This window comes from Rhizobium sp. AN68, assembly GCF_030758035.1.
GTDB classification, from domain to species: domain Bacteria; phylum Pseudomonadota; class Alphaproteobacteria; order Rhizobiales; family Rhizobiaceae; genus Agrobacterium; species Agrobacterium tumefaciens.
Genome location: NZ_JARWMI010000001.1, coordinates 695,868 through 718,674, shown reverse-complemented (window position 1 = coordinate 718,674; position 22,807 = coordinate 695,868). Strand labels below are relative to the sequence as shown.

Below are 22,807 nucleotides of genomic sequence, written 5' to 3'. Positions count from 1 at the left end.
CTGGACGGCCGACGACAAGCTACGCCATTCTTCCTATAAGGGCTTGCGGGAACGGCAAGACAATGCCGACGTTTACAAGCTCGACTAGCGACGCAGGCGGAACTCACCACACAACTGCATTCGGTCGCAACGGAGGAATTGCTGCCATGTGCAATCTATATCGGATGGAAGACAAGGACTGGGTCTCCAAATGGGCTCAGGACGCCGAAAGCCTGATCAACCTGATGCCAGCCTATCAGATGAACCCCGACCAAATGGGGCCGATCGTCCGCAACACGGCGGAAGGCAAGAAGCAGCTTGTGCATGCGCGATGGGGATTACCTTCCCCTCGCTTCGCCTTGGAGAAAGCGGCCAAAGCCAAGGCCGAGAAGCTCGCGGCCAAGGGCAAGCCATTTGATCTCGAGGAGCTGATCCGCATGGAGGCCGACCGCGGCACGACGAACGTGCGTAAGCTCAATTTCCCGCACTGGACGCGATGGTTCGACGTCGAACACAGATGCCTTGTCCCAGTCACCAGCTTCGCCGAACCGGATCCGGCGAGCAGAGAGGAAGGCGGCAATGTGCCCAATGCCTGGTTTGCCCGCGATGACGAGAAATCGCTGATGTTTTTTGCCGGCATCCATGTGCCGCAATGGAAGAGCGTCCGGAAGGTTCGGGACGGACTCACGATCGACGACCTCTATGGTTTTCTGACCACAGACCCCAACGATCTCGTTAAACCGATCCATGGGAAAGCCATGCCGGTTCTGTTGCTGACGAAGGAGGACACGGACATCTGGATGCGGGCGCCGTGGGACGAGGCAAAACATCTTGTCCGCCCGCTTCAGAACGATGCGTTGATTATTTCGTCGCGAGAACCGTACGGGTCCACCGTCGTGTCGAAATCGGGCGAACCGGTTGACCAAGACTGATTTGTGTCGTGTCTGATCAGGCGGCACTGGCGCCGAGAGGCCGTGGCTGCTCGTATCCCTTTACTGGCACCTGTTACAAGGACGATAGATCGAGGCGGCATTTACGAAGAACTCTCTTAAATAGCTGCTAGCTGGACAGGTCGTGGAGATCGGTAGTGATCGCCGCACCGACTGAAAACTCCGAAAACCGGACATCCAGTCCGCCACGCTCAGGCGTACATGCAGTCAACCCAACGAAATAATGGGAAACTTTAGGAAACGGAGCAAGCCGCAGCAACGGCCAAATGCTCCCATTGGAGGATGCCTGAATACGCATCGTGCCTTCCTTCAATGTGATCCGGATATAGAAATCTTCAAGCTCCTTGAAGGGCTGGGACACTGACCAGTCGGATTTTCCATCGGTGATGACTGTGCTGAGAAACCGTTCGCCATCTGTAAACTCAACGCCTGACTTCACCCATCGATTTTCATCAATGCGCACCATAAGACCGGCCTGATCGTAGAGAGACCGGAATTCGCCTTGGACGCGGACACTCGCTGTGAAACCATCCACGACCGTTACGCCTAGGAAATGGCCACTGTCGCGCGTGAAGCCGTAATGCGTTTCACGCCAGAAGTCAGTGTTTGCATCGGTGGTTAAAGAGAGACCCGTCTCGGTGGCTTCCCACACTACAGGTTTATTCAGCCACTCAGCTTCTTTGAGATTAACGTCCACGGCACTGTCTCCAGAATTGCCCTTGCATCACTGCTGGTGGGGCTATTGCCCGACTCAACGGATACCCGTGATCATAAACCTGGTAAAGTGAGTGTTGTCCTGCTGCCAGTTTCGTGGACACCAAGTTAAGGTGCTTCCAACGAAACTGGAGTGCATAAATGCAACGAAGGAAGTCCAGCCGCGAGTACAAGCTTGAGGCAGTGAAGTTCGTTAGGGAGCGTGAGGCCACACCGTCACCGAAGCGCTCGGCAAAAATCTTTCGATGGCAGTTGCTAGCACTATAGACAAAGCGCCTGACGGTCAGATGCAATTCGATCCGTCGAGCCGTACACGGCAGATCACCGATCACCGGAGGGGAACGGCTATGAACTCGACGGGAAACGGTCCCGCAGTGGGGACATATGGAGTCCGTTGACCCGGCGGACGCAGTGACAACGATCGCGTCGGTGGCATCATGCACCGATTCAACGTTCAAACCGGCCGGGATCAGATCGGAAGTCGAAACTGCGCTCGCATGGCGCTGATTTTCCTTCGGAAATCACACCAATTGAATCCGAAACATCATCGAGAATGAGTCAGTGCCCAAAAAGATCCCGCGGCCATAGTCGCGACGCGCTGCGTGAAGGACAATGTATTGCGAAGATTGCCAGACGTGTTGGTCACCCCCTCTGGCATGAACTATGCCACGTAAACGATTTTCGATTGCGTGGCATAGTCCTTGATTGGCGGCGGGGATATCTCCCGCCGAAGCTCACGTCGTTGACCGATCGCCGATCAAAACTCCTGCCAGTCGTCCTTTGACGTATCGACAGCAGCGTTACCGGAGAATGCGGATGCAATCTTGCGGCCAAGCGCGCGTACGGGGGATGCCACGTATCTGTCGTTGCCGCCGGCATTGCGAACCGGAGCGGGCTGGCTCTTCTGCTGATAGGCGGTATCGGCGAGCTTGAACTGCGCGAGAAGCTGGTTGAGCGAAGCTACCTCCTTGGCCAGATTGTGGCTGGCGGCGTTGGTCTCTTCCACCATGGCAGCATTTTTCTGCGTGTCCTGGTCCATCTGGTTGACCGCGGTATTGATCTGCTGGAGGCCGGAGGATTGCTCCTGCGCGGATTCCACGATGGAGACGACGTGCCGGTTGATTTCCTGCACTTCCGATACGATCGTCGCCAGCGCCTTGCCGGTGTCGCCCACCAGCTGAACGCCCTGCTGCACCTGATCGTTCGAGGTGGTGATCAGCGCCTTGATTTCCTTGGCCGCATTGGCGGAGCGTTGCGCAAGCTCGCGCACCTCCTGCGCGACAACGGCAAAGCCCTTGCCCGCCTCGCCCGCACGCGCGGCTTCTACGCCAGCATTGAGCGCCAGAAGGTTGGTCTGGAAGGCGATTTCGTCGATCACGCCGATGATGTTGCTGATCTCGTTGGCCGATTTGGAGATCTGCTCCATGGCGACCACGGCGCGGCGTACCACTTCGCCGGATTGTTCGGCACCTGCCTTGGCGCGGCTGACGATCAGGCCGGCCTCCTGCGCGCGCTTGGTGGAATCCTTCACTGTCGTGGTGATCTCTTCCAGAGCGGCAGCGGTTTCTTCCACGGCTGCTGCCTGCTGTTCGGTACGCTTGGCCAGATCGTCGGCGGCCGATTTGATCTCGTTTGCGCCCGCGCCGATGCCACCGGCATTCTGCGCAACCCGGGTCAATGCCGATTGCAGCTTTTCGGCGGACATGTTGAAGTCGTTACGAACGCCGTCGAGTGTCGCCGTGAACGGCTGGCCGATGCGGTAGGACACATCGCCATCCGAAAGCTTCGAAAGACCGGTTGCAAGATTGTCGACGGCAAATTTGACGTCGGCAGCTTCCTTGGCCTTCTGCTGCTCGCGCGCGATGCGTTCCTTTTCCGAAAGGCTGCGATTGGCTTCGGTTTCCTGTTCGAGACGAATGCGCTCGATCGCACTCTCGCGGAACACCTGAACGGCAACCGCCATCTGGCCGACTTCGTCCTTGCGGTCCATGCCATCGATCTCGGCTGCCGTATCGCCGCCTGCCAGCGACACCATGCGCGCGCGCAGGCGGGCAATCGGCGTTGTGATGCCACGCGAGGCCACGATAAGTGCGAGAATGATGCCGGCTGCAAAGCTGATGCCAACCACAACAAGCGAGGTCAGGATCGTGGAATTCGTCTGGTCACTCAGATCGTCGCTGCCTTTTGCAACACCCTTGGCAAGCTTGTCCAGCAAAGAGCCTATTTCGTTTCCGGCCGCGCGAATTTGCCCATCAGCCTTCAGGAGTTCCGCCGCGGACTCCTGATTACGATTAGCGGATCCAAGCTCGACGGCCTTATCAGTGGTTGCGATGATGCTCTGAGATTGTTTGAGCAGTTTGTCGATTGTTGCCGTCTCTTCCGGGAATATCGCCTTGACGTTGTTCAATCGCGAGATCAGTTCGCCTTTGTCGGTGTTATACTCGCCTTTGGCGATGGCGAAATCTGGAATGGAGGTGTCATATGCCATTACCTGATAAGCACCGTAAGCCACCGCCTGAAGATTGCGGTTGGCACGAGAAAGCTCGACAAGCGCGGCATTATCGCCGGCAATGAACTCTGAATAGAGCGTGTCCGCGTTTTTGTAACGGGCGGACATATATACTGTTGCACCCAGACCGATGATGCAGAGCGGTAGAATGAGCGACAGAATTTTGGTGCGGATACTGGCATTCTGGAGAAATGACACGGATAACCTCAGGGCATGAATACCGCTCCTTCCCCGTGCCGGAGGTGTTCGGCAAGACTGACATTGCACGTCGCGTAACCTCGATCATCAAGGCTTCGGTAGCCGCATCATCGGCTCTGATCGCAACTGCATCATGCATGCGCCGAAAAACGCCGGCCTGCCCCCTCAAATACGGGCAGGTCACCATTCCGCGGGCGAAAGGACAGCCCCGCCAAAAGGCGGAAACGCCGGGCCGCATTTCGCAAAACACGGACTAGAACCGATTGTTCCACGGCCGTGCTTAGCTCGTTTTCTTGCTATTAGTTATAGTTAAATACTTTACAATTTCTTCATGCCCAAACGGGCGCAGGAGATACCAATATCTGAAAGATCAGCGCGCGATTAGCCATCCCACCGCGCATAAGCCCGACTTGTGGGATGGTGATGCAGGCCACATTCACATATGGGCAGCGCAAGGCTTAAAGAAACCTGCGAACAAGGGCTGTACGGCGGTTACGAGTGTACGCTTCGATGAAGCTGCAGGCGCGCTCGTTTCAAACTGTCCAGCAAATGCTGCGCCATCGCGTGTCGTCAAGGACGTCGCCGCCGAATGCATCAACTCTTTGAAATCGTCCAGGCCCACGTCGTCGGCGCGCATGACTGAACGGATCAGTGGATCTGCGAAAATCTCGGCGAGCGTCATCTCGTCTATCGTCTGTCTCATCTCAGTCTCCTTTCGATAATTCCTAAGCTGTGAAAGCGGGCGATTGCTTGACGGGCTCGCGCCAAGGTGTTACCGGTAAGTAACTTTTGTGATAGTTACCGATCGGTAACACGCATGTCAACACCGCTTGAGGGTAAAAATTAAACTCATGAAATCCGAGACATCTGATCGTGCTTCTGAGCAGAAAATCGCACCTCGTGACCGGATTGTGTCAACGGCCTGCCAACTCTTTCGTGAACATGGGATACGCGGCATCGGTGTTGATGCCATTGCCGAAGCCGCCTCAACCAACAAGATGACCTTATACCGACATTTTGGTTCCAAGGACGATCTTGTGTGTGAAGCGCTCAAGCACAGTTCTCGAACGCTCGATAAAGCCTGGGAAGATCTCGAAAAAGAGAACCCGGGCGACCCGAGGGCTCAGCTCGCGGCATGGGTTAAAGCGCGCGCACAATGTCTTTCCAGCGAGCCCTATGGATGCGATTTGGCCAATGCTGCGGTAGAGTTGAAAGAGCAAGGGCACCCTGCACATGCGATAATAGAAACGTTGAAGATGGAACAGCATTCCCGGCTTGCCGATCTTTGTCGTTCGACAGGTGTAAGCGATCCCGAACTTTTGGCTGATACGCTGTCCATGCTGTTAGAGGGAGCACGCGTCAGCAAACTTGCCGCTGGCAAAGAAGGTCCGTCAATGCGGTTTACGCGTGCGTGTGAAGCGGCGATGGTCTCGTTTGGTCTAGGCGCACAGGCTTCTGCCTGATCCTGGTGGTGCAAGAATGAAGTGCCACTGAAAGAGCAAAGGTGCATGTTGATCGGCCAACTTAGAGTAACCTTCGCGATAAGCGTTCTCTTCCGGATTGAGGGGCGGTTGACCAGTTTATCAGCAGCAATTGCGTTATTTCGGCTGCCCACCAAATGTGGGGTGCGACCACCGCTGTTTTGACATACAGCCTGAAAGTAGAAATTGACCGGCTGCGCTGTTCAAACCGGCGCAGAAGGTCGCAGCTCCAGCCGTTGAACGGTCCGCAATCTCCAACACCAAGGAGCTTGTATCCTTGAAAATCGACAGTGATGTCCTTTCGCATTTTCAGGCGGACGGTCCGAGCTGGCAAGAGCGCATCAACGATACCTTGCGAGCCGCAATGAATGTGTCCCATCAAGCACTTGAACGGATTTGAGCCGTTGGCGCGCTATTGCTTAAAGGTATTCTCGCGATGCCATCTCAGAAATTGTGGATGCGGGCGTTCGTGAACACCTGCCGGTACGATCGCTCTTCCGGTCTTGTTGATAAGACCTTGGATGCTGCCGCGGTCGTTCGCTTGACGCGAAACCAGGACCTCAAGATCGTCCGACAAGCCGATAAGGCCGCGATCGAACATCCAGTGTGCCGTGCCAGAGAGCGCGATGCCATTCGACAGAATATCCGGGCCGTCCGCTTCAACCGGGCGAATATGGGCGGCATCAACCTCCGCGCGGCCGCCGCCATTGATCAGCTTCAAGCCTGTTATCGCGCATCGTTTGTCGTAGGCCTGCAAGATCAGTCGGCGAAACAGGCGATCGCGAACGATACGCGATGAAAGCTGTGTGACCCGCACCCTTTCCTCTTCGAACATAAATGGAGCTTGAATGCCGCCCGAGAATCCGGCGCCAGTTGGCCTGTCTATTGCCTCGCCCGATCGCGGCAGTTCCGGTTGATCCTCTGCCAGGCCAATTGACAAGATACGATTGAAGTCTGCGGCTGAGATCGGCCGCACGGCTGCTTGCGCCCTTCCCGAAATTCGCCCCGCGTCGTTGAGCACTCCCCGCTCGATCACGCCATCTGGCCCGCTGAAAGGAACAGCGTTGACGAAATCGAGATAGCTGCCGGGTTCGATCAGAGCCAGATGCATACCGGACGCTTTGGGGTCTGGAATGACCTGTGCGACCTTGGCGACCGCGAAATATCCGCGCGTCGCCGCAACCTTCGAGGCTCGTAGTATATGACCCAATCTCCAACGCAGGCTTGGACGCGGCCAAGATACTGGCTCGGAAACTGATATTGCTCAGCCGGACTGTCGTCGTAGATCGAATCTGTGCGGTGAATGAAAACCCCGAATCCCATATTCGATCTCTACCATGGTGATCGCGACACAAATAGGCAGATCGGTCATTATGCATGTCCTCAAGAGAATCGTGCTTTACACGCGTTATGCAACAGATCAACAAGATCTCGCTTGGATCGAAACCCAGCCCGATCTCGGAAAGCAATTCGTTCCGCAACAAGGCTGGCATTTGGCCGAAACTTTCGTCGACGCCTATGTAAGCGGTTCGTCTTTCGAGACGCGGTCTGGGCTCCAGGCCGCTTTGGCGGTGGCGAAGACCGGCGCCTATAGCGTGTTTCTCTGCCTTACTCTTGATCGCCTTTCCCGCGACGTTGAGCACAGTGCCCAAATTCTCAAGATCCTGCAGTTTCATGATGTTGATTTATGGAAGGTTCACGGCGCCGCGGCGGGTGTCATCGATGGAACTTGGATTGAGGGCGGTTCTCAGGCAGGAAGTGCTCGAACAGGTTCGCTACCGCGTGCGCGCAGGCAGACCATTGCCAAACATGGGCGGGTGCCAGGCGGTATCTTTTACGGCTACAGAGTGCGACGTGAGTTCGATGATAGTGGGGAGCCGGTTCGCGGCCTGCGTTCGATTGACATTTAGGATGTCGCGCTCCTCGATGACGCCAGCCAGTTCCTTCTTCAGCCGCTTGATCTCATCGGCCTCGTCGCTGCCTTGGCGTTCAACGAAGCAAACTCTTCTTCCATTCGTAAAGCGAATGCTGACTGACGCCGAGCCGCTGCGAAACCTCCGCAACCGGATAGCCTCGCTCTGTGATCTGACGCACCGCGTCACGCTTAAACTCTTCGCTGAAATTCGATTTGCTCATGGATTGGGAAAGAAGGTGTCTGCAAATCTAGGGCTATTCGCTGTATCGTCATCGGTGGGGCGCAGATGTCAGCGACCCAATGTAGAGCCGGTGTCCCCGGCGGGTCCTGCACGCGTTAGACTTGTGGCGTGGAAAATCCCTCTGCCTGCTTGGTTTCGCCCCCTCCGATCCTCGCCTTGAGCCATACAAGCGCGTCATCCAGGAAAGTGAAGACCACAGGAATGACCAGAAGGCTTAGGAAGGTGGAGGTAATCAATCCGCCTATGACAACGATACCCATGGGTTGGCGAAAGCTTGAGTCTCCCGAGACGAGACTCAACGCCGCGGGCAGCATGCCGCCGGCCATAGCGATGGTGGTCATGATAATGGGTCGTACTCGCTTGTGGCAGGCATCGACAAGGGCGTCGTAGCGAGACATGCCGGCACGTCGTGCCTCAATGGCGTACTCCACGAGAAGGATCGAGTTTTTCGAGACAATTCCCATCAGTAGGATCAGACCGATAACAGCAGGCATTGAAAAGCTCGTACCTGTTAGCACCAAAGGCAGCAGAGCGCCGCCAAGCGCCAGCGGCAGAGCCATCAAAATAGTCACAGGCTGGAGGAAATCATGAAACAGAAGGACCAGAACGGCATAGACACAGAAAATGCCGATCGCCATGGATGTGCCGAAACTACTGAACAGCTCACTCTGACGTTTTAATTCGCCCTGCTCCACGAACTTCACGCCCTGCGGCAGGTTTTTATAGCTGGGCAACTGTGCGGCTTCTGCGGTCACGTCGGAGAGGTTCCTGCCATTTAACTCGACAGTCAGCGAGACGTTGCGCGATCGGTCAAGCCGATCGATCTGGCTGGGGCTGGAGCCAATCGAGATGTCGGCGATAGCACCCAGCGCGATCTTGCTTTCTTTACCATCGACTGGGATCAGCGAGATGGCATCCAGTGACTGACGGCTTGCGGTGTCGAGCATCACGCGAATGGCGACCTGGCGTTCGGGCAGATTAAGCTTCGACAGAGCGGTATCATACGCACCAGCAGTCGCCACGCGAATGGCTTCGGCGATGGCCTTGGACGTCACACCAAGAGAGGCCGCCTGCGCAAGGTCGGGTTTTATGGTGACCTCCGGAGTCTGCATGGCCGCGGATGAAGTGACATTGCCGATCCCTGGAAGCGTGCGCAAATCAGTTTCAAGGCTTGCCGCCGCCTGTTCAAGAAGGTCAGAATTGTCGCCTGCAAGCGTCAGCGTGAGCTTTGTCCCATTGCCTCCGGAGCCTATTTCCAGGCGAACGCCGGGCAACTGCTCCAAGGCTTTTCGCAAATCATTTTCGATCTCCGACTGCTTTATATCCCGGTCGTCAATCGGCGTTAGATTGACGACGATTGTCGCACTGTTAGTGCTTGAATTTGACGTACTGTTCATCCCGCCCGTGGACGCTGTTCCGGTTGCCTGAAACACCGAGGTGACGTGGTCTACGCCTGCGATGATTTCGGATGCTTTTCGCGCCGCCTCGTCAGTCGCTTCAATCGTCGATCCATATGGCGTGGTGAGGGTAATTTGCGTTTGACTGTCATCGGAGGCCGGGAAAAAGCCCGTCGACAAATGAGACAACAGAAGGATCGTGAATGCCAGAAACCCAACCGTCCCAAGCACTGGAATCCAGCGGCGACGCAACGCACCCTTTACCAGCCAGAGGTAGCTCCGCATCAGGCGGCCGTCCTCTTCGTGTGTCTTGCCACTGGCCTTCATCATATACGCTGCCATCATTGGCGTTAGCAATCGCGCAACCAGAAGCGAGGCGAGAACGGCAACTGACGCAGTAATACCGAACTGCTTGAAAATGATGCCCGGAATGCCGCCCATGAAAGCTGTTGGAAGGAAGACCGCGACCAAGGTAAACGTCGTGGCAATAACAGCCATGCCGATTTCGTCAGCTGCCTCCATCGCCGCCTCGAAGGGGCTTTTACCCATGTTGAGGTGTCGCTCGATATTTTCTATCTCGACAATGGCGTCATCCACAAGAATCCCGACCACAAGTGAAATCGCCAGCAGTGTAATTGTGTTCAACGTATAGCCAAGCAGATACATCACGAGAAAAGTCGGTATGATCGACAGCGGCAGGGCAACAGCCGCGAGAAGTGTCGCACGCCAGTCGCGCAGAAACAGCCACACGACGAAAACGGCGATGAGCGCGCCCTCATAGACCATGTGCATCGAGGATTCGTAGTTTTGCTCGGTGGGTACGATGGTGTTGTAGGCTTCTTCGATTGTCACGCCCGGATTGGCCGCGGCAAATACCGTCATCGCGTCGCGAACTTTCTCGGTAACGGCCGTATCAGAATAGCCTTTTGAACGCTTGATCTGAGCGGCAATCACGGGTTTGCCATTCAGGTAGGCAAGTGAGGTAAGATCGTTGTGGGTATCTGTTACCGTTCCGAGTTCGTCCAGTCGAACCCAACTCCCGGCAGGCAAGGGTATGGGCAATGATCGGAGCTGTTCTACACTGTTTGCCGTTGCAAGCGTCCGGACAGACTGACTTTCGCCGCCGATTCTGCCCTTGCCACCAGACAGATCGGACTGCACCGCTTCGACCTGGCTGTTGACATCATTCGCGGTCAAACCAAGGCCATCGAGGAGATTTGCGTTGAGCTCTACCCTGACTTCTCTATCGACCCCGCCAAGGCGACTGACTTCACCAACACCGTCCACAGCCATCAGCGCCCGCGACAGATCGTTGTCGATGAACCAAGAAAGCTCAGCAGAATCCAATTTGTCTGAATGCACGACGTAGGTGATGAGTGGCGAGGCGTTCAACGACTGTTTCGAAACGGTCGGCGCGTTCATTTCTTCCGGCAGGTCGCTCTTTGCCGCGTCGACAGCACTCTTGACCTCATCCAGTGCTTCCTGGGTGTCCTTTCCAACCTGGAAGGCAACCGAGATGCTAACAGAACCATCCGTGATCGTTGTTGTGACGGAGTCCAGCTTGGAAAGGCCCGTCAGTTCATCCTCGATCTTGCGAGCCACTTCCGTTTCGAGCTGAGACGCCGACGCCCCATCCAGCGAAGCACTGATCTCGATCGTTGGAAGGTCCATATCGGGGAAATTCTGGACGTCGAGGCGATTGAAAGCCCACAGACCACAGGCGGTCAACAGGACGAAAAGCAGAACGGGCGGGACGGGATTGCGGATGGACCATGAGGAGAAATTCACTTTGCTTCCTCCTTTTTGGCAATCGTGGTGCCGTCGGACACTCGCACAACCGAGCCATCTGCGAGGAAAGCACCACCTGCTGTGACGACTTTGTCCGCCTTTTCGATACCAGAAACAATCTCGACACGGTCGCCCTGTCGGCGACCTGTCTCGACGCGCTTCCGGGCAACGGTCACCTTCTCAGCCTCATTCAAAATGAAGACATAGGAAAACCCGTCCCGGAGCGTGACGGCTGTCGCTGGCACTGTCAGCGCATCGGCGTGGTCGAACTCGAAGTAGCCGCTGGCGAGTATGCCGGTCTTCGGGGTTTGCATTCCTGCCTCGGGCTGGAGGGTCACGTAAACCGTGACCCGACCATTATTTGTCGACGTAGTGGGTGAAACCAACCTAACCTCGCCACTAATATTGCCGTCAGGGGTCGGTATAACTGCTTTCGTTCCTTGCTTTACTTCGGACAACCGCTTTACCGGCAACTCCGCTTGCCATTCGACCCTGCTTTGCCGGATGAGCTTGAACAGTTCGTCACCGGCATTCACGACGTTACCGAGAGATGCCGAACGCGCAGATATGATCCCGTCATCGACGGCGTAAACCTTTGTCCGGTCCAGTGTCAGTTGCGAAGATGCCAACGCAGCTTTCGCAGAGAGGACGTCGGCTTTCGCCTTGCGCTCGCTGATCAGATACTCTGTCGTTTGCTGCTTCGACAACGCACCGGACCCCGTCAGTCCTCGGGCGCGATCCGCATCCGCAACCGCTTGATCGAGCGCCGCTTCCTGCTTTTCGACCGTCGCTTCCTGCTGTTCCAAATCCGCCTGCGCCGTATCAGCGGAGAACTGCACCAGCAGGTCTCCCTTTTCAACCGTCGCACCGATATCTGCTTTGACGTCGATGATTTTAAAGCCGCTAACCTCAGCGGCGATGACCGCTTCATCCCATGCGGCAAGTCGACCACTCGCAGGAATAGTCACCGGCCAGTTCAAGAGCTGGGGGTTGGAGACGCTCACTGTCAAAGCTGCAGCTTGAGAGTCGGTCTGTGCGGCGTCTTCGCTACGGGCCGACTGCGGCATGAAAGTTACGGCAAGGGCCATGGCGAGAGAGGAAAAAGCGGATCTACGCATCAGTGTGTTCCAGTCATAAGGGTATTCGAGACGCCAGCCCGAGCGGACCAACCGCCTCCCAGGGACTTGTAGAGCGCGATCCAGTATCGGACCGCGTCGCGCCTGATTTCGATGAGGGTGATGGCGGCAGACTGTGCCGAGCGACGCGCCTCTTCCCGGTCGAGGATGCTGACGCCACCAGATTTCCAATTCTCATCGACCGAGCGGAAATAGCTTTGATAGTTATCAGCGGCCATCTTGGCATCGCCGATACGCTTCAAAGCCGTGTTGACGCGAATGAGGGCTGTTTCCACGTCTGCGACAGCCGTCAAGACGCCGGACTTGTAACTTGCGACAGCAACATCGTAATCCGCCACTGCACTTCTGACGGCAGCCCTTTTGGTGCCGCCATCAAAGAGCGGTATCGACAATGCAGGACCAAAGGACCACGGTATCGATCTGCCGGTTACGGTGGATCTCGCTGATTGAAATGGATCCACTCAAGCTGAGACTTGGATAGAGGTCGGCCTTTGCCGCGCCAACATCCGAAACCGTTGCTGCGACCTCAGCTTCCAGCGCATTGACGTCAGGCCGTTGCCTCAAAACGTCCGCCGGTACAGAGGCGATCCGCAACGATGAAGGCTGTGGAATGCTACTTTTCCCCTGGTCCAGCAATTTTCTGATCACCACTTCATCGGTAGCAGTCAGTTGGACCAGTGACTTGATGATGATTTCGCAGTCACCACGTTGGGCGGTCAAATTTGACGAGGATGTCGCCGCACTTGCGCGGGAGAGCGCCAAATCGGCAGTTGACGTGAAGCCGGACTGTGCTGACTTTTCAGTGGCGCGCAGTGTCTCTTTCTGCGACGCGAGCTCGTCGCGGTAAAGCTTTTCCAACTGGCGACACGCGCGATACTGGACGTAGTAATCACCGACCTCGGCTGCGACGGAAATCCGTGCGTCATGCCATGACCAGACCTTGCCTCTGGCTCTCGAAGCCGCAGCCTGTGTTTCTTTCTTAGTCTTGCCGAACAAATCAAGTTCCCAGGCTGCGTCGAGACCACCACTTTTGTTCGTTCCGGCTACAATCTTATTGAGGTCATCGCCTTTGTTGCCCTCGCGCAATGCAGAGGCAGATCCATCCAGCGACGGGAAGAGGCCCGCACGTGCGCTATCCAGCGTCGCACGCGCCTTGTCGATATTGCCGACGGCTTCTTGAACGGTCGGATTTTCCCGTTCCGCCAGTGTTAGCAATTCCGTCAGCGAAGGATCTTTAAAGCTTGCCCACCACGCGACGAGATCAGTAGGGCGTCCTCCATGCGGCAACGTCGCGTGCCAATAGGCTGACACGACAGAATTTGAAGGTTTGAGGGTGCCAAGGGCGGTACAACCGCTGAGTACCGCCAACGTGGCGAGGACGGAACCTGAAGAGAAGACTATACGCATGATCCGGGCTGCCTTTAAGCTGTCGGCTGCACTATAGGGATCGCGATGTTAATGTCGGTCAAGAACGTGTTAAGTTATGTAAAACTGCTGTATTTACGGGCGTCAGGCCTTAAAGAATTCAAGCATCGACGCGACGGATGCAAGACATGCCTAAGGTGCTTTTAATCGATGATGACATCGAGCTTACAAATCTGCTCTGCGAATACCTGACCGAAGAAGGATTCGCGGTTGACACCACAGACGACGGCAGATCCGGTGTCGTTGTAGCAACAACGACACCGGTCGATCTCATTGTCCTCGATATCATGATGCCCCGTATGAACGGCCTCGATGTGTTGCGGAAAATCCGGCAGGTTAGCGATGTCCCGGTTCTGATGTTGACGGCCCGCGGTGATGACATTGATCGTATTTCCGGGCTTAATCTTGGCGCCGACGACTATGTCGCAAAACCCTGTTCGCCGGGAGAACTGGCCGCTCGAATCCGCGCGATACTTCGTCGATCTAGCCGAAGCGAACGGGATGGTGGGCTGGAGGTGCTCAAAACGGGCGCGCTGACGCTATATCCTTCAACCCGTAGAGCCGAGTGGTCCGGTACCCAGCTCGAACTGACCGGCACCGAGTTCAGTCTGCTCGAGGTGCTTGTCCGTTCTTCCGGCCAGTTGGTTTCCAAACAGGATATCTCGTTGCGCGCCTTCGGCAAGCCACTGACCGCATTTGATCGCCGCATCGATGTCCATATCAGCAGTATCCGCCAAAAGCTCGGAACCCGCGAAGACGGGCAGCCGTGGATTCAGGCTGTAAGAGGCCGCGGCTATCAGCTGTTAGAGGGCTAGTGATGCATCGACTATTCTGGAAATTTTTCAGCGTGGTCTGGCTTGCCATGGCAGGGTCGATAGCACTGCTGTTTGCAATTAGCACCATGTTCCAATCCCCTTTTGAAGAAGAAGTCGCCAACCGCGAACACAGGCTTGCCCTGGAAACAACGGCCCAGGTCCTGCAATCAGATGGATATGACACTGCAAAGAAGCTGGTGGCAGCCATGCAGCGTACTGGTCGCGAATTATCCATTCGCATCAGCCCGGTTGGTCCAGCATTCGACTGTGGGGTTAAGGCGGGACATGATCTAGTTGTGAACGCGGTAAGCGACGGGAATTGCTACGAGGTCCAGATCGCTGCCTCGCCTCAGGGTGTTATTTCAAAAACCTGGCCGCGGACAGTGCCGTGGTTAGCCGCCCTCATGGCAGCGGCGGCAGCTGCCTACTGGCTCGCCCGGTACTTTATCACCCCCGTTGAGCAGCTTCGATACGGGTTGCGAGCCATAGCCAATGGCCAACTCGATGTTCGAATAGCGCATACAATTGGCAGCAAGCGCGACGAAGTTGCCTCTCTGGCGCACGACCTCGACATTACGGCAGCACGCCTTCAGGAACTCCAGATTGCACAGCAACAGTTGTTTCACGATGTCTCTCACGAGATACGCTCACCCCTGTCAAGATTACAGGCGGCTATCGGCCTCTTGCAACAAAACCCGGCGCGGTTGACCGCAATGATCGAGCGAATGGGAAGAGAAGTCGAACGCTTAGATGAATTGGTCGGGGGAATCCTAACTCTGGCGAGGCTTTCGGAACGAAACGCTCCGCGCTTTGATCGACAAACGCTGGATGTTGTCGATCTCGTGAGGGAGATTGTCGAAGATGCGAGGTTCGAAGGTCAGTCACGCGATATTAGGGTTCAATATGAAGGCGTCGACACATTCGTTGCTTCCGTCAACGGTGAATTGATTTACCGGGCGCTAGAAAACGTGATCCGCAATGCAATTGCCTACACCAGAGACAAGACATCTGTTCTCGTCACTTCGGAAGTACACGGTCAGCAACTTTCACTCTCCATCCAGGATGCGGGACCTGGCGTACCGGACGCGGAACTGGACGCTATTTTCCAACCGTTCTCACAGAGCTCCACCGTCACGACGCGCTCGGGCTTTGGCCTCGGCCTCGCCATCACCCGCCGCGCTGCCGAATGGCATGGCGGTTGCGCAACGGCCACCAATACGCCGTCAGGTGGACTACGCGTGGAAATCGTGATCCCTGCGAGTTCCCGAGATACTAGGGCAGTGATTTAACCGCCCATCGTCGGCCTTGGATGGAAGCTGTTGCTGTTTCTCTTCCCCGGTCAAGATGGACTTCGCCACCCCTACAATTTACCTAACTTTAGACGACGTCTACAGCGCTTAACGTCTGGCTCTCTATGAATGTTTGTGGGTTCCCCTGCAGGATATAGCCCTGTGTTGTCGGGTTCAGATATGGGAGGACCTGCGGATCATTGACGAAAATATCGATATCGATGCTTTCACGATTGTTTATCTGGAGTATAAGGGCGGTGTCACCGCCGGATGGTTTTGGTTATTGAGGGCTCCTGCTTCGGTTCGGCTTTTTCATCTTCCCGTGTTTCCCGCCTCGTTTGCCCGCCACATCCACAAGCCGCCGAAACGTAGGGCACTCCATATGGGAGGGCGCCGGGCAATCGGCGACATGGCGGAGCGTAGCGCGTAGCGCCGTCAGTTCGCGGATTTTTTGGTCAATTTCGTCGGCCTTGGCGTGGATCACGTCACGCGAGATGTTTGGCGTTCCGTTCTTGCTGAACATCCCACCGATCTCCTCGAGCGAAAAGCCCGCCGATTTGCCCATTGCAATCAGTTTGAGCTGCAAGAGCACTTCAGGCGGAAACTGTCGCCGCAATCCATGGCGGGAAATTGAGGAAATCAGTCCGGCTTCCTCGTAATAGCGCAGCGCCGAGGGCTTCATCCCACTCTTTGCCGCGACCTCTCCAATATCCAGAAATTTCATGCTTGACCTCAAGTCGGCTTAAAGTGGCAGCCTGCTCTCGAACGAATATCGAAGCAAGTAGGTGAGACTGTGGAACAGACAAAATCATTCGCATTGGAAAAGGAAAAACCGGAATCACGGTCACATTGGCGCTCGCGATGCTGCTGGCCTCGCTCGGCACTAGCATCGCCAATATCGCACTGCCGGCGCTGGTTGACGCCTTCGCCGCACCATTTTTGCAGGTTCAGGCGGTGGTCGTGGCCTATCTCGCAGCCATGACCGTGTCCGTGGTGATCGCAGGTCGACTTGGGGACAACCGCGGGCTGAAGCCGATGCTGGTGGTCGGTCTCGCCGTATTTGCCATCGCCTCACTGCTGTGCGCCATTGCACCGAACCTGTCGTTGCTGATCGGCGCGCGGGCGCTTCAGGGCGTAGGCGCGGCATTCCTGATGACGCTCGCCATGGCGCTGATGCGCCAGACCGCAAACGAAGCGCGTGTCGGACGCGCCATGGGCCTGCTCGGCACGGTGTCGGCGCTGGGCACCGCGCTCGGCCCTTCGCTCGGCGGGCTGCTGATACCGGTCGCGGGATGGCGTGGCATCTTCTGGGTGCAGGTGCCGCTGGCGGTACTGGCCCTAGTGCTGGCAATCAGGCTGCTTCCGGCCGGTCCTGCCAAGGCAAAGGCGCTGTCTGTCACCCTTTGGTCAGTCATGACCCGGAACCTTGTTACCAATCTCCTCGTCAATATCGTGGTCGCTGCGGTCATGATGACGACGCTCGTGGTCGGTCCCTTCTATCTCGGCATCGCACTAGGCCTTACGGCGACACAGGTCGGCTTCGTCATGGCGGTCGGCCCGGTCATTTCCATCTTCAGCGGCGTTCCGTCCGGGCGGATGGTCGACGCTTGGGGCAGTGGCCGCATCCTCGCCATCGGCCTTGCCCTGCTGGCCGCCGGATCGTTCCTGCTGGCGCTTCTGCCAAATCGGATTGGCGTCACCGGCTATGTGATCTCCATCATCGTGCTGACGCCCGGCTATCAACTCTTCCAGGCCGCCAACAACACCGCCGCCCTGGCCGAGGTCTCCAAGGACCGCCGCGGCACGGTATCGGGCTTGATCAGCCTGTCGCGCAATATCGGTTTGATTGCCGGTGCGTCTGCCATGGGGGCGGTCTTTGCCTTCGGCGTGGGGATGGAAGAGTTCGCGCGCGCAACCGCGTCGGCCATCGCCTCCGGAATGCGGTTGACCTTCCTGCTGGCGGGCGGAATGATGCTCGTTGCAATCGGGATTGCGATCAGGCATAGCAACCCCATTCCTCCGCCTTGAGGTCGCTGGGAGAAGTGACAGCCGTCGGAAACGAAGTAACCGGCTTTGCCGTCGGCGACCGTGTCATGGGGATTGTCGGCGGCGGGGCCTATGCCCAGTATGCGCGGCTCGATAGCGGGATGGCGGCTGCCATTCCGACCGGGATGTCCTTCATCGAGGCGACCGCAGTCATGGAAAGCTTCGTCACGGGCTGGGAGGCTCTTGCACATCTCGGACAAACCGCAAAAAGGCGAGACCGTTCTCATTCATGCTGCTGCAGGCGGCATCGGATCGGCGGCAGTCCAGCCTGCCAAAGCGGCAGGAGCAACCGAGCTAGCCACCGCTTCGGCGGGCAACATCGGGAACGTGCTTTCGCAGGGCGCCGAAGCCGTGTTCGATTATCAGCGGTCGGACTTCGAGGCGGAGGTCGTCGATGCGACGGCATCCTGTGGGGTCGATCTGATCATCGACTTTGTCGGCGGGTCCTACCTCGTCCGCAACATTCGTAGTCTTGCTCCTGGTGGTCGGCTTGTCCAAGTGGGCCTGTTGGGGCGAGATGACAACGCCATCATTCCGCTCGGGACTGTCCTTCACAATCACTTGCAATTGCTGGGCACGGTCATGAAATCCAGATCTCGCTCAGAAAAGAGAGCTATGATCCGCCAGTTCAGGGACGATGTGCTGCCAATGATGGGCAAAGAACTTCAGCCCGTTGTCGGGGCACTGTGTCCGCTCTCAGCTACATCGGATGCCGATCGCCGGATGGACGCCCGCGGAGTGTTCGGAAAGATCGTTCTTGGCGATTTTCATGGGTGATGCCGGATACGCCGGGAGCTCTTGGACTGAGTGGAACTCGCGAATTGCACCGCGATAAGCCAAAAGATTGACCGCCGGTTAGTTTTGCCCAGCAGACTTCTGTACGAGGAAAGATGCCGGAGTGGTGGAGAGGGCCGCTGTGAACGGCCCTACCCCTGGAGCGCTGAATTTATAGCGCCCAGCCTCCGTCGATTGTCAGGCTCGATCCTGTCATGAAAGACGTGTCGGGACCCGTTAGATAGGCCACCATTCCCGCAATTTCCTTGGGGTCGGCAACGCGCTTCAAGGGGCTGCGGTCAGACAACATCTCAATGGCGCCGGCGTTCATGTCAGTGTCCGTTGGACCAGGTTGGATGTTGTTGACGGTGATGCGCCGCGGCGCCAGATCAAGGGCCAAGCCTTTCACCATCGCTGCGACCGCAGCCTTGGAGAATTGGTAGACGCTTGCTCCAGCCATTCCAGTCCGTTCCGCCGTGTTCGACCCGATCGTTATGACGCGGCCGCCATCCTTCATGTGCGGCACTGCGGACTGGATGGACAAGAAAACGCCGCGGATGTTGATGTCGATCATTAGATCGAGCTCTTCGAGAGTGACAGCATCCACCCTGTTGAGCCGCAAAATCCCTGCATTGACGACGACGGCGTCGATTGGCCCGAAGATGTCGACAGTCTTTGCCACCGCGCCACGAATGGCGGCAGCATCTGCGCTATTGGCCTGGATGGCCACCGCGCGGCGCCCACTCTTCTCGATCTCGTTCACGAGCGCCTGTGCGCTGTCCGGTCGCGAAACATATGTGAAGGCGACATCGTAGCCGTCTTTTGAAAGTCTTTCGACCGCAGCGGCGCCGATACCACGGGCACCTCCAAATACGAGGGCGGTCTTTCGTTCGTCGATTGTCATGGGATTCTCCTTTTATTGACAGATCAGTCCATAATTGAGCAAATGAAAAACCTCCTTGTTGCGGAGGCCGCGTTATGGTTTTAGACGCTGTGTTGCAAATCGTGCCATCGCCTTCAGATCGAGAGCTTTTGCGCCGCCACGCGCAGCCACCTGCAGGCCGGTCATCGTCATCTGAATGAACGCGGTAGTTTCTTCAGCGTCGAGAACGGGATTGATTTCCCCCGAACGCTGCCCCTCCAACACTCTCTCCAATATGCGTCGACCTAACGCCGCACTGGCAGAGTTGCGGCGCGAATTAAGGTCCGGGTCTGTCACGCCAAACTCGCCAACTGATCCAACCCCCATGCATCCCAGCGCCCGCTCGCAATCGTCTTCCGACACAAGACCGGAAAGCAGGTCTTCGATGCCTTTTATAGGCGATGTCGGGCCGCTCAACCTCATGACATGCCCAATGTTTGTCCGCTGCTGATAGGTATCCAGCGCTTCCAGATAAAGAGTACGTTTGTCGCCAAAGGCGCCGTAGAGGCTTTGTCTGCCGATGCCCATCGCCACACGCAGATCATCGGTAGAGGTCGCGGCAAATCCCTTTGCCCAGAACACCCTCAGGGCTTTCTCCAACGCTGCGTCGCGGTCAAATTCTCTCGGTCTTGCCATGCGGACGACGTACCAATTATTGATTGATCAGTCAATAATTAAATTCCCACCATGCGGCGGAGATATTCCGGGGCAAGTGCAACATGTTCGGGCGTCGATGAGAGTGCGAGCTTCCTGACTATGGCAAGCCCCCCGCCGCCGGAGCGCGATTTTCTGTCATATTCCGAATTTTGAGCGGTCTACGTGATCCCGGATTGACATCGAAGTTAATCGTGGATATTTTATATCCACGATTAGGAGATGCACCATGAAACTGAGCGAAGGCGTCGAGCAGGCCATTCACTGCACGGCATTCCTGGCGGGGCTGTCCGAAGACGGCGTCCTGTCGGCGGCAGCACTGGCTGAACTCCACGGCGTATCGACGAGCTACCTCCTCAAGCATCTGCAGGCGCTTTCCGGCGCCGGGATCGTCGCAACGACGCCAGGTCCGAAAGGTGGATATCGGCTGGCCAAGGCGCCAAAGGACATCACGATGCTCGACATCGTCCTCGCGGTCGAAGGACCAGCGCCCGCCTTCCGGTGCGCCGAGATCCGCCAGCGCGGGCCGAATCCACTTCCGGCGCGCTACTTCACTAAGCCCTGCCAAATCAACGCCGCGATGCTGAAAGCCGAGAAGGCCTATCGCGCAGAACTCGCCAAGGTGTCCGTCGCGGACCTTCTGGCGGACCTTGGTGCATTCGACGACGGTGGCATCGCCGCCCGGGGATGCGTCTTCCTTGAACTCCACGAACGCAAGACGGGCAATCGCGCCTCGTCATAGGAGAAAGCACCATGACCAAGATGAAGAAGGTCGTCGTCATCGGCGGCACGGGCCTGATCGGCTCGAAGGCAGTGAAGCTGCTACAGGACGCCGGCCACGAAGCCGTCGTCGCAAGCTCCCGCAACGGGATTAATGCCTACACGGGCGAAGGACTGGCCGAGGCTCTTACGGGCGCCGACGCCGTCATCGACGTGTCGAACATGATGTCTTTCGATAAGGCCGTCATCACCGACTTCTTCGACAAGTCGAGCCGAAACCTGACACGTGCCGAACAAGCCGCGGGCGTGCGCCATCACGTCGTCCTCTCGATCGTCAACGCGGACCGCCTCGCCGCGAACTCATACATGGCCGGCAAACTCGCCCAAGAATACGCCGTCGCAGCATCGGGCCAGGCCTACACCATTGTGCGCGCGACACAGTTCCACGAATTCACGGAGACACTGGTGGGCGCCTACTCGGCCGACGGCGCAGTGAAAGTGCCGGATATCGACTTCCAGCCGATCGCGGCCGACGACGTCGCCGCTGCTTTGGTGGAAGCCGCGCTCGGGGAGCCGAAGAACGGATCCGTCGATCTTGCCGGGCCCGAACGGGGACCGTTCGAATCCTTCATCCGGACCTATCTCGACGCCAAGGGCGACGCTCGCCCGGTCAACGCCGACGCCGCCGTTGACTACTTCGGCGCTCCCGTTGTCGCCGGCTCACTGGTTCCCGACGGAGACTACGTCAAGGGTGCGATCACGATCGCCGAGTGGCTCAGAGCATAGGAGGGAAACAATCATGAAGACCATCCTCCATGCCGCTTCAGCCCTTGCGGTCTCTCTGGCCACAGCTTCCGCTCATGACGTTGCCAAGCCTGGACTTGCATATGACACGAAGGACGCGAAGGTGACGCTGGTTTACGAGCATCCCCTCCCGGACGTTCCCGGAAAGAGCGTGAAGGGCGTCCTCGTCGAGTACGGCCCCGGCGGCTACAGTTCCGCTCATACGCATGCAAAATCCGCCTTGATCTATGCGACGGTTCTAGAAGGCGCCATCCAAAGCGCCGTGAACGGTGGCGAGACGAAGACCTTCATCGCCGGGCAGAACTTCACCGAGCTGCCGGGCGACCGCCACGACGTCAGCGCCAACGCCAGCAAGACCGAGCCGGCGAAGCTGCTTGCCGTCTTCGTCGTCGATACCGATGACACCGCCCTGACGACACCGCGAAAGCCGTAGCGCTACCTACCAGACCTACCCCCTCACCTAGCACAAGCAACGACGGTTTCTCCGGCGAACGGAGAACCGTGTCCACGAGAAAGGAAAACAATATGTCCCGCATGAACTGGTCCGAAGTCGCCCCCGAGGGTGCCAAGGCGCTCTTCGGCGTCCATCACTACGTCACCAAGAAAACGAACCTGCCTGAGGAGCTGATTCATCTCGTCTTCCTGCGCGTGTCGCAGATCAACGGCTGCGCCCATTGCATCGACATGCATAGTCGCGATCTGCGCAAGACGATGTCCGTCGATAAGATCACGCTTGTTCCTGTCTGGGATGAGGTGCCTCACCTGTTTAGCGACCAGGAACGAGCAGCACTGGCCTGGGCTGAAGAAGTCACGAATGTCAGCCAGACCCACGCCTCGGACGAGGCCTATGCCGCCGCAGCCGCAGCTTTCGAACCGAAGGACCTCGTCGATCTGACGATCACGATCGCTGCGATGAACGCGTTCAATCGTCTCGGAGCGCCATTCCGGCTTCCGGTTGCAGCCAAGGCGTGATCGCGCTAGCAGTGCAACCGCATAGGCACCTCCCTGCCGGGCCGTCGAGGTCCGACAGGGTGTTTCGACCTGCAGATG

General features: G+C 57.2%; 23 protein-coding genes and 4 pseudogenes. 14 read left to right on the top strand and 13 right to left on the bottom strand.

The genetic code is table 11. From position 1 onward, the window contains the following. Positions 1–88: pseudogene (locus tag RBH71_RS26620) on the top strand (ATP-dependent DNA ligase); the annotation flags it as partial. A gap of 58 nt (positions 89–146) precedes the next feature. Continuing rightward, positions 147–911: an SOS response-associated peptidase family protein gene (locus RBH71_RS03450; protein ID WP_065704119.1), complete on the top strand. Its 765-nt coding sequence runs from the start codon at positions 147–149 to the stop codon at positions 909–911. A gap of 127 nt (positions 912–1,038) precedes the next feature. On the opposite strand, the gene RBH71_RS03445 is transcribed toward RBH71_RS03450, so the two are convergent. The 4 genes from RBH71_RS03445 to RBH71_RS03435 form a co-directional block, all read right to left on the bottom strand. Next, positions 1,039–1,626, bottom strand: a complete 588-nt coding sequence (locus tag RBH71_RS03445) for a DUF1349 domain-containing protein (RefSeq protein ID WP_003517419.1) — start codon at positions 1,624–1,626, stop codon at positions 1,039–1,041. Continuing rightward, positions 1,616–1,975 carry a hypothetical protein gene (locus RBH71_RS26615; RefSeq protein WP_416349300.1) on the bottom strand — a complete coding sequence of 120 codons (360 nt, stop codon included), beginning with the start codon at positions 1,973–1,975 and terminating at the stop codon, positions 1,616–1,618. Before RBH71_RS26615 ends, RBH71_RS03445 begins: the two co-directional genes overlap by 11 nt. A gap of 425 nt (positions 1,976–2,400) precedes the next feature. Then, entirely contained in the window at positions 2,401–4,350 is a 1,950-nt protein-coding gene (locus RBH71_RS03440; RefSeq protein ID WP_323687076.1) for a methyl-accepting chemotaxis protein, read from the bottom strand. Between the two features lie 436 nt (positions 4,351–4,786). Then, on the bottom strand, positions 4,787–5,053 hold the full coding sequence (locus tag RBH71_RS03435; protein WP_003517422.1) for a hypothetical protein: 267 nt from the start codon (positions 5,051–5,053) through the stop codon (positions 4,787–4,789). Between the two features lie 148 nt (positions 5,054–5,201). Here RBH71_RS03435 and RBH71_RS03430 point away from each other — a divergent pair, with 148 nt between their 5' ends. After that, positions 5,202–5,813 (top strand): TetR/AcrR family transcriptional regulator, encoded by a 612-nt coding sequence (locus RBH71_RS03430; RefSeq protein WP_003517423.1) that lies wholly within the window; start codon positions 5,202–5,204, stop codon positions 5,811–5,813. 217 nt (positions 5,814–6,030) lie between these two features. Further along, entirely contained in the window at positions 6,031–6,231 is a 201-nt protein-coding gene (locus RBH71_RS03425; protein ID WP_080581035.1) for a BrnA antitoxin family protein, read from the top strand. 12 nt (positions 6,232–6,243) lie between these two features. On the opposite strand, the pseudogene RBH71_RS03420 reads toward RBH71_RS03425, so the two are convergent. Beyond that, positions 6,244–7,154, bottom strand: a pseudogene (locus RBH71_RS03420) (HNH endonuclease). A 14-nt stretch (positions 7,155–7,168) separates the two neighbouring features. On the opposite strand from RBH71_RS03420, the gene RBH71_RS03415 reads away from it, so the two are divergent. Next, entirely contained in the window at positions 7,169–7,741 is a 573-nt protein-coding gene (locus RBH71_RS03415) for a recombinase family protein (RefSeq protein ID WP_323687075.1), read from the top strand. Between the two features lie 99 nt (positions 7,742–7,840). Here the strand turns inward: RBH71_RS03415 and RBH71_RS26610 are convergent. The 5 genes and pseudogenes from RBH71_RS26610 to RBH71_RS03390 form a co-directional block, all read right to left on the bottom strand. Beyond that, positions 7,841–7,967: pseudogene (locus tag RBH71_RS26610) on the bottom strand (transposase); the annotation flags it as partial. A gap of 115 nt (positions 7,968–8,082) precedes the next feature. After that, positions 8,083–11,172 carry an efflux RND transporter permease subunit gene (locus RBH71_RS03405; protein ID WP_113556442.1) on the bottom strand — a complete coding sequence of 1,030 codons (3,090 nt, stop codon included), beginning with the start codon at positions 11,170–11,172 and terminating at the stop codon, positions 8,083–8,085. Beyond that, on the bottom strand, positions 11,169–12,290 hold the full coding sequence (locus tag RBH71_RS03400; RefSeq protein WP_003517432.1) for an efflux RND transporter periplasmic adaptor subunit: 1,122 nt from the start codon (positions 12,288–12,290) through the stop codon (positions 11,169–11,171). Before RBH71_RS03400 ends, RBH71_RS03405 begins: the two co-directional genes overlap by 4 nt. After that, entirely contained in the window at positions 12,290–12,700 is a 411-nt protein-coding gene (locus RBH71_RS03395; RefSeq protein ID WP_323687074.1) for a TolC family protein, read from the bottom strand. The genes RBH71_RS03400 and RBH71_RS03395 overlap by 1 nt, the downstream gene beginning before the upstream one ends. Further along, the gene (locus RBH71_RS03390) at positions 12,681–13,715 is read right to left on the bottom strand and encodes an efflux transporter outer membrane subunit (protein ID WP_323687073.1); all 1,035 of its coding nucleotides are present in this window, start codon (positions 13,713–13,715) and stop codon (positions 12,681–12,683) included. Before RBH71_RS03390 ends, RBH71_RS03395 begins: the two co-directional genes overlap by 20 nt. 146 nt (positions 13,716–13,861) lie before the next feature. Here RBH71_RS03390 and RBH71_RS03385 point away from each other — a divergent pair, with 146 nt between their 5' ends. Next, positions 13,862–14,548 (top strand): response regulator, encoded by a 687-nt coding sequence (locus RBH71_RS03385; RefSeq protein WP_003517435.1) that lies wholly within the window; start codon positions 13,862–13,864, stop codon positions 14,546–14,548. Positions 14,549–14,550: 2 nt separating this feature from the next. Next, positions 14,551–15,837, top strand: a complete 1,287-nt coding sequence (locus RBH71_RS03380; RefSeq protein ID WP_323687072.1) for a HAMP domain-containing sensor histidine kinase — start codon at positions 14,551–14,553, stop codon at positions 15,835–15,837. 280 nt (positions 15,838–16,117) lie between these two features. Here RBH71_RS03380 and RBH71_RS03375 read toward each other — a convergent pair whose 3' ends face one another. Further along, a complete protein-coding gene (locus RBH71_RS03375) occupies positions 16,118–16,561 on the bottom strand; it encodes a helix-turn-helix domain-containing protein (protein ID WP_003517439.1) in 444 nt (147 codons plus the stop codon). 137 nt (positions 16,562–16,698) lie between these two features. Here RBH71_RS03375 and RBH71_RS03370 point away from each other — a divergent pair, with 137 nt between their 5' ends. The 3 genes and pseudogenes from RBH71_RS03370 (at position 16,699) to RBH71_RS03365 (ending at position 18,660) form a co-directional block, all read left to right on the top strand. Further along, complete coding sequence (locus RBH71_RS03370) at positions 16,699–17,865, top strand: MFS transporter (RefSeq protein WP_323687071.1); 1,167 nt, start codon at positions 16,699–16,701, stop codon at positions 17,863–17,865. 14 nt (positions 17,866–17,879) lie between these two features. Further along, positions 17,880–17,942, top strand: a pseudogene (locus RBH71_RS26605) (hypothetical protein); the annotation flags it as partial. Between the two features lie 124 nt (positions 17,943–18,066). Next, positions 18,067–18,660: a zinc-binding dehydrogenase gene (locus RBH71_RS03365; protein WP_112361554.1), complete on the top strand. Its 594-nt coding sequence runs from the start codon at positions 18,067–18,069 to the stop codon at positions 18,658–18,660. Positions 18,661–18,829: 169 nt separating this feature from the next. Here the strand turns inward: RBH71_RS03365 and RBH71_RS03360 are convergent, their stop codons facing one another. Both RBH71_RS03360 and RBH71_RS03355 read right to left on the bottom strand, forming a co-directional pair. After that, positions 18,830–19,561, bottom strand: a complete 732-nt coding sequence (locus RBH71_RS03360) for an SDR family NAD(P)-dependent oxidoreductase (protein ID WP_003517445.1) — start codon at positions 19,559–19,561, stop codon at positions 18,830–18,832. Between the two features lie 72 nt (positions 19,562–19,633). Continuing rightward, positions 19,634–20,215, bottom strand: coding sequence for a TetR/AcrR family transcriptional regulator (locus tag RBH71_RS03355; protein WP_035252491.1), 582 nt, complete (start codon positions 20,213–20,215; stop codon positions 19,634–19,636). A gap of 247 nt (positions 20,216–20,462) precedes the next feature. Between RBH71_RS03355 and RBH71_RS03350 the strand changes: the two genes are divergently transcribed. The 4 genes from RBH71_RS03350 to RBH71_RS03335 all read left to right on the top strand — a co-directional run bounded on the left by RBH71_RS03350 (position 20,463) and on the right by RBH71_RS03335 (position 22,729). Beyond that, positions 20,463–20,975, top strand: coding sequence for an RrF2 family transcriptional regulator (locus RBH71_RS03350; protein WP_113556445.1), 513 nt, complete (start codon positions 20,463–20,465; stop codon positions 20,973–20,975). A gap of 11 nt (positions 20,976–20,986) precedes the next feature. Further along, complete coding sequence (locus RBH71_RS03345) at positions 20,987–21,739, top strand: SDR family oxidoreductase (protein ID WP_113556446.1); 753 nt, start codon at positions 20,987–20,989, stop codon at positions 21,737–21,739. 13 nt (positions 21,740–21,752) lie between these two features. Further along, positions 21,753–22,190 (top strand): cupin domain-containing protein, encoded by a 438-nt coding sequence (locus RBH71_RS03340; RefSeq protein ID WP_003517453.1) that lies wholly within the window; start codon positions 21,753–21,755, stop codon positions 22,188–22,190. Positions 22,191–22,282: 92 nt separating this feature from the next. Then, entirely contained in the window at positions 22,283–22,729 is a 447-nt protein-coding gene (locus RBH71_RS03335) for a carboxymuconolactone decarboxylase family protein (RefSeq protein ID WP_003517456.1), read from the top strand. The last annotated feature ends 78 nt before the right edge of the window (positions 22,730–22,807 follow it).

What these genes read in the sequence shown, in the direction of transcription:
- RBH71_RS03360 (WP_003517445.1), bottom strand. Translation starts at nt 19,561, where the DNA reads ATGACAATCGACGAACGAAAGACCGCCCTCGTATTTGGAGGTGCCCGT.
- RBH71_RS03390 (WP_323687073.1), bottom strand. Translation starts at nt 13,715, where the DNA reads ATGCGTATAGTCTTCTCTTCAGGTTCCGTCCTCGCCACGTTGGCGGTA.
- RBH71_RS03430 (WP_003517423.1), top strand. Translation starts at nt 5,202, where the DNA reads ATGAAATCCGAGACATCTGATCGTGCTTCTGAGCAGAAAATCGCACCT.
- RBH71_RS03415 (WP_323687075.1), top strand. Translation starts at nt 7,169, where the DNA reads ATGGTGATCGCGACACAAATAGGCAGATCGGTCATTATGCATGTCCTC.
- RBH71_RS03385 (WP_003517435.1), top strand. Translation starts at nt 13,862, where the DNA reads ATGCCTAAGGTGCTTTTAATCGATGATGACATCGAGCTTACAAATCTG.
- RBH71_RS03435 (WP_003517422.1), bottom strand. Translation starts at nt 5,053, where the DNA reads ATGAGACAGACGATAGACGAGATGACGCTCGCCGAGATTTTCGCAGAT.
- RBH71_RS03400 (WP_003517432.1), bottom strand. Translation starts at nt 12,290, where the DNA reads ATGCGTAGATCCGCTTTTTCCTCTCTCGCCATGGCCCTTGCCGTAACT.
- RBH71_RS03350 (WP_113556445.1), top strand. Translation starts at nt 20,463, where the DNA reads ATGAAACTGAGCGAAGGCGTCGAGCAGGCCATTCACTGCACGGCATTC.
- RBH71_RS03375 (WP_003517439.1), bottom strand. Translation starts at nt 16,561, where the DNA reads ATGAAATTTCTGGATATTGGAGAGGTCGCGGCAAAGAGTGGGATGAAG.
- RBH71_RS03335 (WP_003517456.1), top strand. Translation starts at nt 22,283, where the DNA reads ATGTCCCGCATGAACTGGTCCGAAGTCGCCCCCGAGGGTGCCAAGGCG.
- RBH71_RS03370 (WP_323687071.1), top strand. Translation starts at nt 16,699, where the DNA reads ATGCTGCTGGCCTCGCTCGGCACTAGCATCGCCAATATCGCACTGCCG.
- RBH71_RS03355 (WP_035252491.1), bottom strand. Translation starts at nt 20,215, where the DNA reads ATGGCAAGACCGAGAGAATTTGACCGCGACGCAGCGTTGGAGAAAGCC.
- RBH71_RS03345 (WP_113556446.1), top strand. Translation starts at nt 20,987, where the DNA reads ATGACCAAGATGAAGAAGGTCGTCGTCATCGGCGGCACGGGCCTGATC.
- RBH71_RS03450 (WP_065704119.1), top strand. Translation starts at nt 147, where the DNA reads ATGTGCAATCTATATCGGATGGAAGACAAGGACTGGGTCTCCAAATGG.
- RBH71_RS03340 (WP_003517453.1), top strand. Translation starts at nt 21,753, where the DNA reads ATGAAGACCATCCTCCATGCCGCTTCAGCCCTTGCGGTCTCTCTGGCC.
- RBH71_RS03380 (WP_323687072.1), top strand. Translation starts at nt 14,551, where the DNA reads ATGCATCGACTATTCTGGAAATTTTTCAGCGTGGTCTGGCTTGCCATG.